Raw genomic sequence first — 15,206 nt, forward strand, 5'->3', positions numbered from 1 at the left:
ATTAGGCTTTGACCCACATCTTCATCGGCGCGTAGCCGTTCATCAGGGGCTGGCCTTTGACGCCTTCCACCCAGCCGTCAATCTTGTCGGTGGTTGCATCGACAAAGTCGTTGAACATCGGGCAGATCAGGCCGCCTTCGTCGCGCAGAATGGCCGACATGTCGGCATACATCTGGGTCCGCTTGGCAACATCCAGTTCGCCACGGGCGGCGACCAGGATCTGGTCGAACTGCTCGTTGAAGAAACGGGTGTCGTTCCAGTCTGCGTCCGACTTGTAGGCGGTCGAGAACATCTGGTCCTGGGTCGGGCGGCCGCCCCAGTAGCTGGTGCAGAACGGCTGCGCGTTCCAGACTTCCGACCAGTAGCCGTCGTTCGGCTCGCGCTTGATGTCCAGCTTGATGCCGGCGCTGGCGCAGGACTGCTGGAACAGCGCCGCCGCATCCGGAGCGCCCGGGAAGGAGTTGTCCGAAGTGCGCAGCAGGATGCCGCCGTCGTGGCCCGATTTCTTCAGGTGGAACATGGCCTTATCCGGGTCATATTCACGCTGCTCGAACTCGGTATACATCGGGTAGGAGGCGTTGATCGGGGTGTCGTTGCCGATCGAGCCAAAGCCGTTCAGGATCTTGTCGACCATTTCCTGGCGGTTGATGCCGTATTTCAGCGCCATCCGCACGTCGTTGTTGTCGAACGGTGCGGTGTTGCAATGTGCGATGAACACGTAGTGGCCGGCAGCAGCGGTGGAGTGCACGGTGACACCCGGGGCGCGGCCAACCAGCTTGGCGGTCTTCGGCGGCACTCGGTCGATCAGGTCGACCTGGCCGGACTGCAGCGCGGCAACACGGGCGGTGTTGTCGTTGATCACCACCAGCTCCAGAGTGTCGGCATTGCCCAGGTCGCCCCAGTAGTGCGGGTTCTTCTCCGCCACGAAACGGACGCCCATGTTGACGTCTTTCAGCACATAGGGGCCGGTGCCGATGGCAGCTGCCGGATCGTCCTTGCCGCCATTGGGCTGGATTGCCAGGTGGTAGTCGGACAGCAGATAGGGCAGGTCGGCGTTGGGCGAGTCCAGCTCAAAGATAACGGTGTCGCCGTCGGCGCGCACGTTCTTGATGCCGCGCATGATGCCCAGGGCGCCGGATTTGGTTTCCTCGCCCGAGTGGCGGTCCATGGTGGCGACAACGTCGTCCGCGGTCACCGCCTGGCCGTTCGAGAACATCACGCCCGGGCGCAGCTTGAAGGTCCAGACGCTGGCGTCGGCGGAGGCTTCAAAGCTTTCGGCGACCTTGCCTTCGATGCCGCCGTCGGGTGCCAGCTCAACCAGCGGTTCGCCCCACATGCGGATCAGCATCAGGCCGACCTGGTTGGTGGTCAGCGCCGGGTCCAGGCTGTCGGTGGTGGAGCCGCCCTGCAGCGCCATGCGCAGGGTGCCGCCTTTTTGCGGGCCGGCGGCCTGGGCTGCGCCGGAAAGCAGCAGGTTTGCGGAAACAGCGGTAAAGCCCAGTGCGGCCGCCTTGCCCAGAAAGTCACGGCGCGACAGCTTGCCTGCCGCAGCCTGGCTGGCCAGATACTGCATGTGTCTGTTCATAGATTTCTCCCGATTGGTTGCGGTGCTGTAAGCACCCGTTTTTTGATTGGTGGTTCAAGATTTGCGCATTTGCTGCAACCTCGCAAGCGTTATTCTCGAAACGCTTTGCGGAGCTGTAAACAGGCTGAAAGCTTCGGTCGGGGCGGTGTCGCCTTTCTTAAGTAAGGTGCCGTTTTTAAGTGTAATGCCCAGCTTAGAGCAAAAAAACATCAGGAATGCGACAGGAAATATTTGTGCTTCTGGCTGACGGAAATTTTACGAATTTGGCAGGAAGGGGCAGGTGTGCTGACCCATGTTGTGAAAGAATTGATGTTTTTGCGCCAAAAAACGGCGTCCTTGCCGCAACTGGGCAAGTGTGCGGGGGGCGGCAGTGCCGCAAAGGAATGTGCCTGGGGCAGCCGCTGGCGGCTCATCTGCGGGGGGGCGGGTGTGGCGGCAGTTCAGAGCTGATCCGTGTCCATCCAGATGGTGACGGGGCCATCGTTCAACAGCCGCACTTTCATATCAGCACCAAACCGGCCCTTGGCAGTTTTCAAACCAAGTGCGGCCATCCGCTCCGCGAAATATTCATAAAGCCGCTCCCCGTCAGCCGGCGCTGCGGCGGCGGAAAACCCAGGGCGGTTGCCGCGGCGGGTGTCGGCGGCCAGGGTAAACTGGCTGACCACCAGGACGCTGCCGCCGGTGTCGCGCACGGAGCGGTTCATCTTGCCGTTTTCGTCCTTGAAGATCCTGAGTTTGGAGATCTTGGCCGCAAGCTGGTCTGCCTGCGCTTCAGTATCGCCATGCATGGCGCAGATCAGGATCAATAGCCCGGGGCCGGTTTCCCCGATGATTTCGCCGTCTACCGTCACCGAGGCCTCGCTGACCCGCTGTATCAATGCCCGCATTTTCTCTTCCTGTCCTGTCTTAGCCGCGCCAGTCCGCGAATTCTGCCAGCGCCGCCCGGCTGGTGCGGAAACTATTGGCCGGATGATCCCCATCGGCATAGCCAAAGGAGACCGCGCAGAGGATGACCCTGTCGTCCGGAATGTCCAGCAGCCCATGCAGCAGCGGCGCAAAGGAAGCAACCGCCGCCTGGGGAATGCTTGCGACACCAGCCGCTTGCGCCGCCAGAGTAAAGGCGGCAACAAACCCGCCGCAGTCTATCGCGCCATAAGGCCCGAGTTCTGCTGGAGAGGACAGAACCGCGCAATGCGGGGCCCCGAACAGCCGGTAATTTTCCATCATTTGCCGGGCAGAGCCTGCCCGGTCTCCCTTTTGCACCCCGACGGCCTCATAGAGCGCCCAGCCGCAGTCGCGCCGCCGCTGCTGGTATTCGCCGCTATAGGCATCCGGAAACTGCAGGTCCGGGTCATGACCGCCGCCTTCTGCCGCCTGCAGCAGGGCTGCCCGTATCCTGTCCGTCTCCGCACCGCTGCAGATTGTCACCTTCCAGGGCTGTGCATTGCACCAGGAGGGCACCTTTTGCGCGGTTTGCAGGATGGCCTCGATCACGGCCCGCGGCACCGGATCCGGACGGAAGGCGCGGCAGCTGCGGCGGGCGGCGAACAGGGCGTCCAGGCTTGGCAAATCGGGGGTCACATCCAGTCCTTTCCGGTAGCTGCCGGTCAGACTGGCGCCTGTAATCCGCCTGCGCAAGCCACAGTTTTGCGCGGGATCAAGGCGGTGCCGCAGCGTCAGAGGTAAAATGGGCTGAAACTAGAAAGGAGGATGAAGAATGGTGGAAAAAACCGAACATGGCGGCTTTTGGCCGTCGCTTTACGATCCTTTCCGCAGCTTTGGCGCCCGGCTCGCCGACTGGCTGACCCCGGCAACCGAGGCGTCCTCCGGGCAGGAGGCCTATGACATCGCCATGGAACTGCCGGGTGTTGCGCTGGAGGATGTGGAGCTGACCGTGGACAACGGGGTGCTGACGATCCGGGGCGAGAAGAAGACCCAGTCCGAGAAGACAGGCGACACCTGGTATTTCAGCGAGCGCCAGTATGGCGCGTTCCGCCGTTCCTTCCGCCTGCCGGAGGATGCGGACGGGCAGGCGGCCTCTGCCCGGATGCAGGACGGCGTGCTGCATATCGCGGTGCCGAAACGGGCGCTGGAGCAGCCGGAGACCGCCCGCAGGATTGAAATCAGCAAGGGCTGACAGGGAGGCTGGCCAAGGGTTCCGGCTCAGAATCCGGGGAAAGGAACCGGCCGGTTCAGGAAGGGGGCGGCTGCGCCCCCTTCCGCTTATTTGCAGGAGCTACTGCTGGCTGGCGACTAGGGCGATGCCGGCACCGATCAGCAGTGCAAGCAGAACGGCAGAGGCTATTTTCCAAACTGAGTAGGGCCGCTCGCCCTGCACCCGGCCGGATTGGCCGTTGACCACAAAACGGTAGGTCTTGCCGCGGTATTTGTAGGCGGCCAGCCAGACCGGCAGCAGGATGTGCTTAAAGGTCACCTCAGACACTTTGGTGTCGATATGGGCGATGCGCTGGCGGTCGCCGCCGATGTCGAACCTTACGTCGCGCTCGATCACCCGGTCCATTTTCTGCCCGGCCTCGGCAAAGCCTGCCTCCAGATCCACGGTGTAGGCCTCGGCCCGGAACCCTGCCAGATACTGCGGCTGATAGGGTTCCAGCTGCGCCAGGTCCCAGGGCTCCAGCGCCTCGGTGTATTTCTTGGGAAGGCTGTTCGAGGCCAGCACCAGCACATCGTCGAAAAACCGCTGCACCCGGCCTGAGACCGGCGTCCAGCGCACCTTGGAAACTTGCCGGGTCTTCGTCTCGCCGTCCTGCTGGTAGGTCTCGGTCACATAATAAACGATGCCGCGCTGGCCGGTATAGGCGCTGCGGGCCTGGGCGTCATAGGTCCAGTAGGGTACATAGATCCCCTGCATCCGCCGCCCCTTGCGGGCATATTCCCTGAGACCGTTCGGGGCGAACCACAGGCCGCCCAGCCAGTCCGTCATCGCCCTGTGCGCTGCGCGTTCCTCCACTGCAAAGGGCAGCACGCCCTTGGGCTTGATGTGCCGGTTCTCGCCGGTGCCGGTCACCATGGGTGTGGCGCAGAACGGGCATTCCTTGGCGTGGGTGTCCGGGTCGAATTCCACCTGCGCGGCGCAGTTGGGGCAGGCAGAGACCCGGGTGATTTCGATCTCCGCCTCCGGTAGCTGCTCTGCCACCGCGGCGCGGAAATCCAGTTCCTGCAGGGCGCTGCCTTTCCACGGCCCGCTGCGGATGCTGTCCGTATGGCCGCAATGGCCGCAGATCAGGGTGCCATTGGCCGGGTCGTAGGTATAATCCGCGCCGCATTGTTCGCAGGGAAAGCGGTGGCTCTCTTCATTGTTGGAGGCCGCAGAAGAGGGCGGCGGCGGGGGCATGGTCACGGGAGCAAGCCTGTCGTGCAGCAGAGGTTGGAGTTAATCGGAGCAGATCAGCCGGCCGGAGGCGGCGGCGGGGGAGGCGGCGGCAGGATGGTGAACAGCTGTGCCAGCTCCATCACATCGCCTGCGCGTTTCCAGCCGTCCTGGCCCGGGGTCCAGACATGGGTTTCGCGGGTCAGTGTGCCCTCCTGCGCCATCCGCCCCATCCGGGCCTTGGAGAAGGGGCCGGAGGTCTGCCCGTCCACCGCGATATGCCAGACGTGTTCGACCGGCGGCGGGGGCGGTGCGGCGGGGGCGGCCTGCGGGGCTGCGGCAGGGGCTGCCGGTGCGGCGGCAGCGGGGGCGGGACGGGCGCCCCAGGGACCGGAGGGCTGACCCGCTGCCATATTGCCCATCTGCTGGGCCATCGCCATGCCCATGCCCATCCCCATGCCGGCGCCCATGCCGCTGTTCGGGGTTTGGGCTGCTGCGGTCATCGCCTCGGCCGCGGAAAACTGGGTGTAACGGCCCAAGTCGCCCAGCACGCCCATCTGGGTGCGCTTGTCCATCGCTTCCTCCACCGCGGGGGGCAGCGAGATGTTTTCAATGTAAAGCTCGGGCATCATCAGGCCATATTCGGCCAGGGTGCCGGAAATCTCTGCCGCCACCAGCTTGCCCAGGTCGCCGGTATTGGCGGCCATGTCCAGCACCGGGATGCCGGAGCCAGCCACCACGCGGGAGAACTCCTGCACGATGATATTGCGGATCTGATAGGAGATCTCATCCATGGTGAACTCGCCATCGGTGCCGACGATCTCGGTCAGGAAGCGGGCCGGATCGGCCACCCGGATGGTATAGGTGCCAAAGGCGCGCAGGCGCACCGGGCCAAACTCGGGGTCGCGGCAGATGATCGGGTTCTTGGTGCCCCATTTCAGGTCGCTGAAGCGGGTGGTGTCGACGAAGTACACCTCTGACTTGAACGGCGACTGGAAGGCATGGTCCCAGTGCTGCAGCGTGGTCATGATGGGCATGTTGTTGGTCTCAAGCATGTAGAGACCGGGGGTGAAGACATCGGCCAGCTGACCCTCATGCACGAATACCGCTGCCTGGCCCTCGCGCACGGTCAGCTTGGCGCCGTATTTGATTTCATGGCCCTCGCGCTCAAACCGCCAGACCATGGTGTCATGGGTGTCATCCACCCAGTGAATGACATCAATGAATTCGCCTTTGAGAAAATCGAAAATACCCATGTTTCAGGTCCTCTTACTTTGGCGGCCTACAGTTCCTGGCCCATCGCCTCGCGGGCGAGAATGCGGATCAGGGGGCGGGCCTGTTCCAGGCTCATCCCCGCCTTCAGCCTTGGATCATACAGCATCTGCAGCAGTTTTTCGTCAAAGCTGGTCAGCAGCGCAAATTCGTCGTCGTCGTTGAAGATCGAGGGCCGGGCCTGCGGGCTGTCGTTCCTGAGGCCCAGGCCTTGCGCGACTTCTTCGTGCACGCAGCTTTTGCGCACCAGATCGGGGTGTTCGGCGCGGATCAGCGCCACCCCGCGGCTATAGGACAGCGGATCGCCCTGCGGCCCGCCTGCCACCACCAGGCAGTAATAGCTGCGCGGCGGCGCCGCCAGCAGCGACAGGTCGCGGGCGCTGATCGAGGGCAGCAGCTCGCGCACCCGCTCGGCCACAAAGGCGCTGTCGTCCAGGCTGGCAAAGATCACGTGGAAATTGGCGCGCGCTGCCACGGTGCTGACGGGATGGCCGGTGATCCGCGCCAGCCTTGCCGCATATTCCGTCACCGATTGCCGGTCAGCGGCCCGTTGTTTGGCAGGCACGGACGGCCCGAACTCGGACACGATCCGCACCGGCCCGGACCAGCGGCCCAGACCGCCGGAAATTCCCGCGCCGCCGTATTCGTCGTAAAAGGCCAGCGCCTCAAAGCTCCTGGCCAGATCCTCGGCGTCATAGGGCGTATCAGGCCCGCCGCCGTCGGTGCGCAAGAGGCCGCGGGTCAGCAGGTCGCGCTCCAGGGCATTATAGTAATAGGCCAGCTGCTCACTGTCGGCAGAGGGTTTATACGCCGCGGGTTGCAAGGAGGCCGGCCGGGCCTGCGGCACCAGCGACTCCGCCTGGTCAAAAGGCAGGCAAGCGGTCAGAGCAGCCAGCCCGGCCAGGGCCGCCGCACTTTTCCGCATGGTCTGGATCGCCCGCACCCCGGCTGCCTTTCTTAGTTCGGCACCGCGGTGGCGGCGGTGTCGCCAACCCCGTCGCGGCGCGCCTTGGCGGCAGCCAGCGTGTCGCGCAGCTCGGCTTCCATCTTCTGCAGATCTGCCTCGGCGGCGGCGCGTTTGGCCTTGCCCTCATCGGCGATGCGCAGGCTGTCCTGGATGGTTCCGATCAGATCGGCATTGGCCTGCTTGACCGCTTCGATGTCAAACACGCCGCGTTCCATCTCCTGGCGGATCATCTCATTCGATTGGCGCAGGTTGGCGGCGTTGGATTTCAATAGCTCGTTGGTCAGGTCATTGGCGTCGCGCACCGCTGCTGCCGCCTGGGCCGAGCGCTGGATGGTCAGCGCCTGCGCCAGCTGGGTCTCCCACAGCGGCACGGTGTTCACGAGCGTTGAGTTGATCTTGGTCACCAGCGACTTGTCGTTCTCCTGCACCAGCCGGATCGAGGGCAGCGACTGCATGGTGACCTGGCGGGTCAGTTTCAGGTCATGCACCCGCCGCTCCAGATCGTCGCGGGCGGCGCGCAGGTCGCGCAGCTCCTGCGCCTTCATTACTTGGTCGTCCTCGGGGGCGGCCTGCACTTCAGCCTCTTTCGCTGGGATCGCGGTGCCATCCAATTCGGCCAGCTTGGCCTCGCCCGCCGCGATGTACAGCGCCAGCTCATCATAGAATTGCAGCGTCTTTTCATAGAGAAGATCGAGCGACTTGATGTCTTTCAGCAGCGTGTGCTCATGGCCCAAAAGATCGTCGGTGATCTTGTCGATCTGCCCCTGCACGGTTTCATAGCGCGCGGTGAACTTGGCGAAGGGCGCGGCCTTGCCCAGAAGCCGCTCCCAGAAGGTCGGCTTGCGGCGGATGTCCAGTTCAGAGACCGAGAAGCCGCGGATGGTGGTCACGATATTGCGCAGGCTGTCGCCGGCGGGCCCCACATCCTTGTTGCGCACATCGGCAAGCATGGCCTGGCTGATCGTTTGCAGTTCAGACTGCGCGGCAGAGCCGAAATGGATGATTGAGTTGGTATCGCCCATGTCGATCTGGTCCATCCGCTGCCGGATCCCTGCGCTGGTCGGCGCGTCGGCCTGTTCCAGCGGCTGCACCTCGGCTGCAGGCTCTGGCAGTTCAATGGCGGTGACCTCGTTAACAAGGGCCTCGGCCTGGGCGGCTTTTTGTTGAATGGCTTCAGACATGAACGGCTCCCCTTAATCAGTTTTGGTCCAGATGGACCCCTTCACGCTGCAGCCTGTCGCGCAGCACATCAATTTCAATGGTCAGATCCGTGCGGTCCTCCACCAGCATCTTGCGGGTACGCGCGGCAAAGTTCTGTTCCAGATCGTCCAGCAGGGCCAGATAGTCAGCACGGGCCTGACTGTCCTGGCTGCGGCTGTAAATGTCGGCGAATTTCACTGTCGCATCGCGCGCGCCCTGCAGATAGACGGTCAGATACTTGCGGGCGGCAGTCAGGTCGCGCGGGTCTTCTTCCACTGTGCGGAACAAGTCGCGGGCGACGGATTGGAACTGCTCCACCCGGGCCTGGACCTTGCGGTCGCGGGCGCGCAGGGCGGCGTCCGTCATGGCGGCGAGATTCTGTTCCGCCTCATCCACTGCGCGGGCGACCCGGGACTGCTGGAAATCGTCAGCGCCTTCGACGCCCTTGTCCTGCAAAGGATCAATGCCAAAAGCAGCGATGTGCAAACCGGCTGCTGCGGCGCCATAGATGGCGGCAATCAGGATGCCGGGTTCGGCTTTCCACGCAGCCAGTGCCGCGCCGGCGCCCGCCAGAAGCGCGGCCAGGATCTTGCGGGGCAGGGCGGGTTTGCGCGCCACCTTGCGGGCGGCATAGGCGGCTTCGGCCTTCAGCCCCTCGCGCAGCAAAAAGGCGCCGCCGGTCCAGAGCCCGGCACCGATCAGCCCCAGCGCCAGCCCTGTGGCACCATCGTTTAAGGACAGCAATGTCAGCAGGGCGGGCGGCAGGAACATCAGGTTGGCGCGCATGCCAACGGGATCTACCTGCGCATTGCGGAAAGAGGGCTGCGGACCTGCGTCCTTGGCCTCGCTCTTGCCATCCGGGCTGTACTTGCCGCCGTAGCGCTGCGCCATCAGCTCAGCCTCCCACGATCCAGCCGGTGCTGAGGCCCAGCATCAGGATCAACAGGGCAGCATAGGCAAGTTTCTGCACGCAAATGGCCCCCATAACCGCCAGCGAAGATTAACTGATTGGAAATCTAGGGGATAGCGGGCGGTGTTGCTAGGGGGAAGTCTGCGGGAATTGGCTCAGCGGCGGGGATTCTTGCCGATCGGACGCTTGCCGCCGCCGCGCTGGGCGGGGCGGTCGCCGCGTGGCGCTGCGGGCTTGCCGCCGGGTTTGGCAGGTTTTCCCGGTGCCTTGGCTGCCGGTTTGCTGCCGGGCTTGCCTGCCGGGCGGCCGACGCCAGGCTTGCCGCCGCGGGAGCGGGTGGGGCGGCCTGCCGGTTTTTCCTCTTCCGGCTCCAGCCCCAGCTGGTCGCGCACCACGCGCGGACGCAGTTCTTCCACGCCGCCCGGTTTCAGATCGCCCAGCTGGAACGGCCCGTAGGACACCCGCAAGAGCCGGTTCACGCTATAGCCGATATCCTCCATCGCGCGGCGGATCTCGCGGTTCTTGCCCTCGCGCAGGCCGACGGTCAGCCAGGCATTGGCACCCTGCTGGCGGTCCAGCGACACGGTCATCGGCTGGAATTTCTCGCCCTCGATCACCAGGCCCTTGCGCAGGGGGGCAAAATCCTCGTCCTTAGGGCGGCCGTTGATCCGCACCCGGTAGCGGCGCAGCCAGCCGGTGGCGGGCAGCTCCAGCTTGCGCTTGATGCCGCCGTCATTGGTCAGCAGCAAGAGCCCCTCGGAGTTGAGGTCAAGGCGGCCCACCGTCATCACCCGCGGCATGTCCTCGGGCAGCTCGTCAAAAATCGTCTTGCGGCCCTTCTCGTCGCTGTTCGAGGTCACCAGGCCGGTGGGCTTGTAATACAGCCACATCCGCGGCGCTTCGGCCTCCGGCAGGGGCTGGCCGTCAACGCTGATACGGTCCGCCGCGGTCACGTTTAGCGCCGGGCTGTCGATCTTTTTGCCGTTCACCGACACACGGCCCTCGGCGATCATGCGCTCTGCCTCGCGGCGCGAGGCAACGCCGGCGCGCGACAGCACCTTGGCGATGCGGTCGCCTTCGGGCGCGGCACCCTCAGGTTTTGCGGGGGCCTTGCGGGGCTGGGATTTCGGGGCCGGTTTGCCTTTGGGGGATGCAGGTGTTTTGCTCATGCCCCGTGCCATAGAGTATTCCGCCGCCTTGCGAAAGCGGGCATGTTTGACCGCGCCCGTTCCAGAACCTATGAAAGAAGGCGGTGAGGGCAGCGCCCGGCCGCGGGCGGAAACGAAGCGCCCGCTCCGTTTTGCCGGAGGCAAACCTCCGGTTTGACGGGGCGGAAGGGCGCTGCCTGGCGGTGCTGGGCAAAGTCCTGATTTCAAGGGGCAACCCCCAAGCAGCGAGCCAATTGCACGAAATGGTCTTCAATTCCCATATGGACAAGGCGCTGGCAGAGGCGCGGGCAGCGGCAGAGCGCGGCGAGGTGCCCGTGGGCGCCGCACTGATCGCACCGGACGGGCAGGTGGCGGCATTGGCAGGCAACCGCACCCGCGAGCTGAACGACCCAACCGCCCACGCCGAGATCCTCACCATTCGTGCGGCCTGTGACGCCCTGGGCAGTGAACGTCTCACGGGCTACGACCTCTATGTGACGCTGGAGCCTTGTGCGATGTGCGCCGCCGCCATCGCCGCTGCCCGTATCCGCCGGGTCTACTATGGCGCCTCCGATCCTAAATCTGGCGGAGTGGCGCATGGCGCCTGCGTATTCTCCCACCCCCAGGCGCATCACGCACCGGAGGTCTATGAGGGGATTGCGGAAGCCGAGGCCAGCGCGCTGCTCAAGGCGTTCTTTGCAGCGAAACGCTGAGCGCCTAATGGGCGGCTGACTTTGCCGTTGCCGGATTAGGCCGTTTGTCCTAAGTAAGGATTAGGTCAATTGTCCTAGGAGCGGCATGGCGCAGACAACTACCAGAGACCGGATTGCCGAGGCAGCAGACCAGCTGTTCTATGAGCGCGGGTTCGAGGCCGCGTCCTTTGCGGATATTGCTGCGGCGGTCGGTATTTCGCGCGGCAATTTCTACTATCATTTCAAGACCAAGGACGAGATTCTTGAAGCAGTGATCGCGCGCCGCATGGCAAGCACCCGCTCCATGCTGAGCAATTGGCAGGCCGAAGGCGCAGGCCCGGAACAGCGGATCACCTGTTTCATCCGCATTCTGATCGCCAACCAGGCTAAGATCACTCTCTACGGTTGTCCCGTTGGCACGCTGGTGGCGGAACTGGGCAAGCTGGATCACGCGGCGCAGGATCAGGCCAGCGCGGTTTTCACCCTGTTCCGCAACTGGCTGGCCCGCCAGTTCGAAGAAGCGGGCTGCGGCGGGAATTCCGACGCGCTGGCCATGCATCTGCTGGCCCGCAGCCAGGGGGCGGCGGCGCTGGCGCAGGCGTTTGGCGATGCGGATTTCATCAACCGGGAAGTGGCGCTGATGCAGGAGTGGCTCCGCGATGAGCTGCCGGGGGATCACCCTTCCTAACATTCACCATGGGAGATAATCATGTATTTCATTTTGCTTTCCTTCGCGGAGCAGAAGGGCCGCCTGGCCGAGTTTCTTGACGGCCACAAGGCCTGGCTGCAGAAGGGGTTCGAGGACGGGGTGTTCCTTGCTGCCGGGTCCATGACTGATGGCGAGGGCGGTGCGATCCTCGCTGTGGGCGAAGACGAGGACGCACTGGCCGCCCGCATCGCGCTGGATCCCTTTGTGACCGGTGGCGTGGTGGAGCCGGAAATCATCGGCGTTGCGCCCACAATGATGGACCCCCGGCTTGATTTCCTGCGGGGCGGCGAATGAGCGGCTTGTACACGGCCCCCGACGGCCAGCCCCGCTGCGCCTGGGCGGCCTCGGCACCCGATTTCCTGCGCTACCACGATGAGGAATGGGGCTATCCGGTGGGCGACGATATCCGCCTGTTCGAGAAGGTCTGCCTCGAAAGCTTCCAGTCCGGGCTCAGCTGGCGCACCATTCTGGACAAGCGCGAGAACTTCCGCGCCGCCTTTGCCGGATTCGATTTCAACGAGATGGCGAAATTCGGCGCGGCGGACGTGGAGCGGCTGCTGCAGGACAAGGGCATCATCCGCCACCGCGGCAAGATCGAGGCGGTGATCAACAACGCCGCCCGCGCGCAGGAGCTGGTGGCGGAAGCGGGGTCTTTGGCCGCGTTTTTCTGGAGCTATGAGCCGAAAGCGGAAGACCTGCCGGAACCGCAAACCGTCTCCACCAGCCCCGAATCCGTGGCGCTGTCCAAGGCGCTCAAGAAGCGCGGCTGGAAATTTGTCGGCCCGACCACGGTTTTTGCGTTCATGCAGGCGATGGGGCTGATCAATGACCACGCCCGCGGCTGTATCTGCCGGGAGAAGGCGGCCGCGGCACGGCAGGCGTTTACCGTTCCGCAGATGAAACCGGCGGCCTGAAACCTGTCCGCGCCGGGCCGGCAGGCCCGGCGCCACGCCCAACGGGAGCGGATCTGCCAGGCAGATCCGGCGACGGGCGGGAGTGGCGCTGCCAGTCTGATTGCGTCAGATTTCGATCGCCTTCATCACTTCCGGTTCGATCACCTCTGCCTCCGGCAGCCCCTCGATCAGGTCTTGCGCGTCCTGCTCCAGGATCGGGAAGCTCTTGTAGTGGCAGGGAATCACCGTCTTGAAATTGAAGTACCGCTTGGCTGCATAAGCCGCCTGTTTCATGTCCATGGTGAAATGGCCGCCCGCCGACAGAATGCCCACATCGGGTTTGTAGTAATCGCCCATCCACTCCATGTCGGCCATGATCGCGGTGTCGCCGGACAGGTAGACCGTCTTGCCCTCTGCCATCAGCATGTAGCCGACTTCCGAGCCGCCGGTGCGCAGACCGTCCTGGGTGTTGAAGGTGGAGCTGTGCGAGGCTGGCACCATTGCAACCTTCACACCGCCAAGATCCACGGTGCCGCCCTTGTTGAAGCCTATCGTTTCAACCCCTTCGGTCTCGCCCCAAAGGCCCATCAGGTCGTATTGCCCCGCTACCGGCACTTCCAGCCGTTTGGCCAGGGGCAGCACGTCCACCACATGGTCGAAATGCACATGGGTCAGCAGGATATGGGTGGCACCCGCAATGGCGGCCTCGTGGCTCTCTTCCGGCAGCACAGGATTGCCGGTCAGCCAGGGATCCACCAGCAGCACCTGGCCGCTGGTCTCGATGCGGAACGACCCGTGGCCGAGCCAGATGATCTTCATGATGTCTTTCCTCCCGTTGAACTGTTTCTGAAATTCTAGCAACTGTATTTCTCAGGTCACCTGAGAAATACAGTTGCTGGAACCCGCGGCGGCCCGGCTCAATCCTTTGCCCTGGGCTACCAGCTGTTCAGGTCAATCTCGGCCAGCGTCAGCTCCACGTCCCGCAGAATGGCAAAGGTATTGCCGCCAAAGCGCAGGAAAGTGTCTCCGTCATCGTGGCGCACGCTGTAGCGGCCGGGGGAGGTGTGGTTGTCGTGAAAGATGCGGTCCTCTGCGGCATTGAAATCGGTGATGATGTCCGTCCGCGGACCGGCGCCTGTCTGGAACATAAAGTCATCCGCGCCGGAGCCGCCTGTCAGCACATCCCGGTCCGATCCGCCGTGCAGCGTGTCGTTTCCGGCGCCGCCATGCAGCCGGTCGCGAATACTGTTGCGCAGGCCAAAGCCGAATAAATCGCCCGACAGCTCATCATCGCCCGCGCCGCCTCTGAGCGTGTCCTCGCCGTTGCCGCCGTTCAACGTGTCATCGCCGCGGCCGCCGCGCATCAGGTCGGCGCCGCTTTGGCCATGCATCAGATCATCCCCGGCGGCACCAATCAAAGTGTCCCGGCCGCGCCCGCCGGCCAGCACTGTATCCGGGCTGCCCTGGGCGCGCAGGATGTCATGCCCGCCGCCGCCAAAAGCCCTGAACTGGAAGGTATCGGACAGGGTAATGCTGTCGTTTCCGCCGTTGCCATAGATTTCGCTGAAACCCGCTCCGGCCGTTCCCGCCGACGGCGCCCGGATCACATCGTCCCGGCCGTCGGCGATGATGGCGGCGTGGCTGTCCAGTGTCCCGTCAACCGTCAGGGCTGAGACGGCTTCCCGGCCGGTCACAATTTCCAGCAGCGCCGTTTCCGTCTGTTTCTGCCCGTCTTTCCAGGCGGTGATCTTATGCTTGATGAACTCGGCGCCTTCGCCGCTGGCATGGTCCCCCTCGATCAGCAGCGAGGAATCATCCCAGCTGGTCACCGTCAGCCCTTCCTGGCTGGCCTTGATTTGCCAGGCGGGCGGTAGAAAAGGCCCCGTGTGGCTATGCAGCACCAGCGTGTCGGTGCCGCCCGCATCGCGCCAGATGTCATGGCCGGGGGCAATATCCCGGAAGGCGGCGCTGTTGTTCTTCTTGCCTGTGGAAAAGACGGTCATCTTTAACTCCGAATGAAACACTTAAATACATTTGCCGCGCCCTGGCCTTGATATGGAGCGGGGGCTTGCCTGTGGAGGTTGAGTGGCGCGGTCCGGAAAGTGCAAGGAAAAAATGGCATACTGTGCTGCATGGGGTTCGTCCGCAGGCTTGCAGCGCGGACGGTGCGGCGGTAAATGCCTAGCCAACACCAGATGAGGGTTTCCATGTCGATTGACCAAAGCACCGCCGCCAAGGTGGCCAAACTGGCCCGGATCAAGGTCGAGGACGACGCTCTGCCGGCGCTGGCAGACGAGTTCAACAATATCCTGGGCTTCATCGAGCAGCTGAACGAGGTGGATGTCGAGGGCGTCGAGCCGATGACCTCTGTCACCCCGCAGCGCCTGAAGCGCCGGGTGGACGAAGTCACCGACGGCGGCCAGCAGGACAAGGTTCTGGCCAATGCGCCGGACGCCCGCGAAGGTTTCTTCGCAGTGCCCAAAGTCGTGGAGTGAAAGA

Annotated in this window: 17 protein-coding genes; 6 read left to right on the forward strand and 11 right to left on the reverse strand. The window is 63.9% G+C overall.

Annotated elements, in window-relative coordinates; translation table 11 throughout:
- Position 1: 1 nt before the first annotated feature.
- From ACXAEK_RS12230 to ACXAEK_RS12240, 3 genes are all read right to left on the reverse strand, one after another.
- Positions 2 to 1,585, reverse strand: a complete 1,584-nt coding sequence (locus ACXAEK_RS12230; protein WP_475042264.1) for an ABC transporter substrate-binding protein — start codon at positions 1,583 to 1,585, stop codon at positions 2 to 4.
- Positions 1,586 to 2,025: 440 nt separating this feature from the next.
- The gene (gene dtd, locus ACXAEK_RS12235) at positions 2,026 to 2,472 is read right to left on the reverse strand and encodes a D-aminoacyl-tRNA deacylase (RefSeq protein WP_475042266.1); all 447 of its coding nucleotides are present in this window, start codon (positions 2,470 to 2,472) and stop codon (positions 2,026 to 2,028) included.
- A gap of 19 nt (positions 2,473 to 2,491) precedes the next feature.
- Positions 2,492 to 3,172 carry a nitroreductase gene (locus ACXAEK_RS12240; protein ID WP_475045259.1) on the reverse strand — a complete coding sequence of 227 codons (681 nt, stop codon included), beginning with the start codon at positions 3,170 to 3,172 and terminating at the stop codon, positions 2,492 to 2,494.
- 130 nt (positions 3,173 to 3,302) lie between these two features.
- Between ACXAEK_RS12240 and ACXAEK_RS12245 the strand changes: the two genes are divergently transcribed.
- The gene (locus tag ACXAEK_RS12245; protein ID WP_475042268.1) at positions 3,303 to 3,722 is read left to right on the forward strand and encodes an Hsp20/alpha crystallin family protein; all 420 of its coding nucleotides are present in this window, start codon (positions 3,303 to 3,305) and stop codon (positions 3,720 to 3,722) included.
- A gap of 99 nt (positions 3,723 to 3,821) precedes the next feature.
- Here ACXAEK_RS12245 and ACXAEK_RS12250 read toward each other — a convergent pair whose 3' ends face one another.
- The 6 genes from ACXAEK_RS12250 to ACXAEK_RS12275 form a co-directional block, all read right to left on the reverse strand.
- Entirely contained in the window at positions 3,822 to 4,940 is a 1,119-nt protein-coding gene (locus ACXAEK_RS12250; protein ID WP_475045261.1) for a TFIIB-type zinc finger domain-containing protein, read from the reverse strand.
- 53 nt (positions 4,941 to 4,993) lie between these two features.
- Positions 4,994 to 6,172 (reverse strand): SPFH domain-containing protein, encoded by a 1,179-nt coding sequence (locus ACXAEK_RS12255; RefSeq protein ID WP_475042269.1) that lies wholly within the window; start codon positions 6,170 to 6,172, stop codon positions 4,994 to 4,996.
- A 26-nt stretch (positions 6,173 to 6,198) separates the two neighbouring features.
- Positions 6,199 to 7,113, reverse strand: coding sequence for a DUF2927 domain-containing protein (locus ACXAEK_RS12260; protein WP_475042271.1), 915 nt, complete (start codon positions 7,111 to 7,113; stop codon positions 6,199 to 6,201).
- A gap of 32 nt (positions 7,114 to 7,145) precedes the next feature.
- Positions 7,146 to 8,336 (reverse strand): toxic anion resistance protein, encoded by a 1,191-nt coding sequence (locus tag ACXAEK_RS12265; protein WP_475042273.1) that lies wholly within the window; start codon positions 8,334 to 8,336, stop codon positions 7,146 to 7,148.
- A 16-nt stretch (positions 8,337 to 8,352) separates the two neighbouring features.
- A complete protein-coding gene (locus ACXAEK_RS12270; RefSeq protein WP_475042275.1) occupies positions 8,353 to 9,246 on the reverse strand; it encodes a 5-bromo-4-chloroindolyl phosphate hydrolysis family protein in 894 nt (297 codons plus the stop codon).
- Positions 9,247 to 9,420: 174 nt separating this feature from the next.
- On the reverse strand, positions 9,421 to 10,434 hold the full coding sequence (locus tag ACXAEK_RS12275) for a pseudouridine synthase (protein ID WP_475042276.1): 1,014 nt from the start codon (positions 10,432 to 10,434) through the stop codon (positions 9,421 to 9,423).
- A gap of 242 nt (positions 10,435 to 10,676) precedes the next feature.
- Here ACXAEK_RS12275 and ACXAEK_RS12280 point away from each other — a divergent pair, with 242 nt between their 5' ends.
- The 4 genes from ACXAEK_RS12280 to ACXAEK_RS12295 all read left to right on the forward strand — a co-directional run bounded on the left by ACXAEK_RS12280 (position 10,677) and on the right by ACXAEK_RS12295 (position 12,728).
- Positions 10,677 to 11,126 carry a nucleoside deaminase gene (locus ACXAEK_RS12280; RefSeq protein WP_475045263.1) on the forward strand — a complete coding sequence of 150 codons (450 nt, stop codon included), beginning with the start codon at positions 10,677 to 10,679 and terminating at the stop codon, positions 11,124 to 11,126.
- Positions 11,127 to 11,211: 85 nt separating this feature from the next.
- Entirely contained in the window at positions 11,212 to 11,793 is a 582-nt protein-coding gene (locus ACXAEK_RS12285; protein WP_475042278.1) for a TetR/AcrR family transcriptional regulator, read from the forward strand.
- A gap of 21 nt (positions 11,794 to 11,814) precedes the next feature.
- Positions 11,815 to 12,108 carry a YciI family protein gene (locus ACXAEK_RS12290; protein WP_475042279.1) on the forward strand — a complete coding sequence of 98 codons (294 nt, stop codon included), beginning with the start codon at positions 11,815 to 11,817 and terminating at the stop codon, positions 12,106 to 12,108.
- Entirely contained in the window at positions 12,105 to 12,728 is a 624-nt protein-coding gene (locus tag ACXAEK_RS12295; RefSeq protein ID WP_475042281.1) for a DNA-3-methyladenine glycosylase I, read from the forward strand. The genes ACXAEK_RS12290 and ACXAEK_RS12295 overlap by 4 nt, the downstream gene beginning before the upstream one ends.
- Positions 12,729 to 12,833: 105 nt before the next feature.
- Here the strand turns inward: ACXAEK_RS12295 and ACXAEK_RS12300 are convergent, their stop codons facing one another.
- Both ACXAEK_RS12300 and ACXAEK_RS12305 read right to left on the reverse strand, forming a co-directional pair.
- Positions 12,834 to 13,526: a metal-dependent hydrolase gene (locus tag ACXAEK_RS12300; RefSeq protein WP_475042283.1), complete on the reverse strand. Its 693-nt coding sequence runs from the start codon at positions 13,524 to 13,526 to the stop codon at positions 12,834 to 12,836.
- A gap of 116 nt (positions 13,527 to 13,642) precedes the next feature.
- The gene (locus tag ACXAEK_RS12305; RefSeq protein WP_475042284.1) at positions 13,643 to 14,710 is read right to left on the reverse strand and encodes a calcium-binding protein; all 1,068 of its coding nucleotides are present in this window, start codon (positions 14,708 to 14,710) and stop codon (positions 13,643 to 13,645) included.
- A gap of 204 nt (positions 14,711 to 14,914) precedes the next feature.
- Between ACXAEK_RS12305 and gatC the strand changes: the two genes are divergently transcribed.
- The gene (gatC, locus tag ACXAEK_RS12310) at positions 14,915 to 15,202 is read left to right on the forward strand and encodes an Asp-tRNA(Asn)/Glu-tRNA(Gln) amidotransferase subunit GatC (RefSeq protein ID WP_475042286.1); all 288 of its coding nucleotides are present in this window, start codon (positions 14,915 to 14,917) and stop codon (positions 15,200 to 15,202) included.
- Positions 15,203 to 15,206 lie beyond the last annotated feature (4 nt).

This window comes from Leisingera sp. ABM4_101 (genome assembly GCF_056158725.1).

Excerpts from the sequence above, each read along its gene's own strand:
- ACXAEK_RS12230 (WP_475042264.1), bottom strand. The coding sequence starts at position 1,585 with ATGAACAGACACATGCAGTATCTGGCCAGCCAGGCTGCGGCAGGCAAG.
- dtd (WP_475042266.1), bottom strand. The coding sequence starts at position 2,472 with ATGCGGGCATTGATACAGCGGGTCAGCGAGGCCTCGGTGACGGTAGAC.
- ACXAEK_RS12245 (WP_475042268.1), top strand. The coding sequence starts at position 3,303 with ATGGTGGAAAAAACCGAACATGGCGGCTTTTGGCCGTCGCTTTACGAT.
- ACXAEK_RS12250 (WP_475045261.1), bottom strand. The coding sequence starts at position 4,940 with ATGCCCCCGCCGCCGCCCTCTTCTGCGGCCTCCAACAATGAAGAGAGC.
- ACXAEK_RS12255 (WP_475042269.1), bottom strand. The coding sequence starts at position 6,172 with ATGGGTATTTTCGATTTTCTCAAAGGCGAATTCATTGATGTCATTCAC.
- ACXAEK_RS12260 (WP_475042271.1), bottom strand. The coding sequence starts at position 7,113 with ATGCGGAAAAGTGCGGCGGCCCTGGCCGGGCTGGCTGCTCTGACCGCT.
- ACXAEK_RS12265 (WP_475042273.1), bottom strand. The coding sequence starts at position 8,336 with ATGTCTGAAGCCATTCAACAAAAAGCCGCCCAGGCCGAGGCCCTTGTT.
- ACXAEK_RS12270 (WP_475042275.1), bottom strand. The coding sequence starts at position 9,246 with ATGGCGCAGCGCTACGGCGGCAAGTACAGCCCGGATGGCAAGAGCGAG.
- ACXAEK_RS12275 (WP_475042276.1), bottom strand. The coding sequence starts at position 10,434 with ATGAGCAAAACACCTGCATCCCCCAAAGGCAAACCGGCCCCGAAATCC.
- ACXAEK_RS12280 (WP_475045263.1), top strand. The coding sequence starts at position 10,677 with ATGGTCTTCAATTCCCATATGGACAAGGCGCTGGCAGAGGCGCGGGCA.
- ACXAEK_RS12285 (WP_475042278.1), top strand. The coding sequence starts at position 11,212 with ATGGCGCAGACAACTACCAGAGACCGGATTGCCGAGGCAGCAGACCAG.
- ACXAEK_RS12290 (WP_475042279.1), top strand. The coding sequence starts at position 11,815 with ATGTATTTCATTTTGCTTTCCTTCGCGGAGCAGAAGGGCCGCCTGGCC.
- ACXAEK_RS12295 (WP_475042281.1), top strand. The coding sequence starts at position 12,105 with ATGAGCGGCTTGTACACGGCCCCCGACGGCCAGCCCCGCTGCGCCTGG.
- ACXAEK_RS12300 (WP_475042283.1), bottom strand. The coding sequence starts at position 13,526 with ATGAAGATCATCTGGCTCGGCCACGGGTCGTTCCGCATCGAGACCAGC.
- ACXAEK_RS12305 (WP_475042284.1), bottom strand. The coding sequence starts at position 14,710 with ATGACCGTCTTTTCCACAGGCAAGAAGAACAACAGCGCCGCCTTCCGG.
- gatC (WP_475042286.1), top strand. The coding sequence starts at position 14,915 with ATGTCGATTGACCAAAGCACCGCCGCCAAGGTGGCCAAACTGGCCCGG.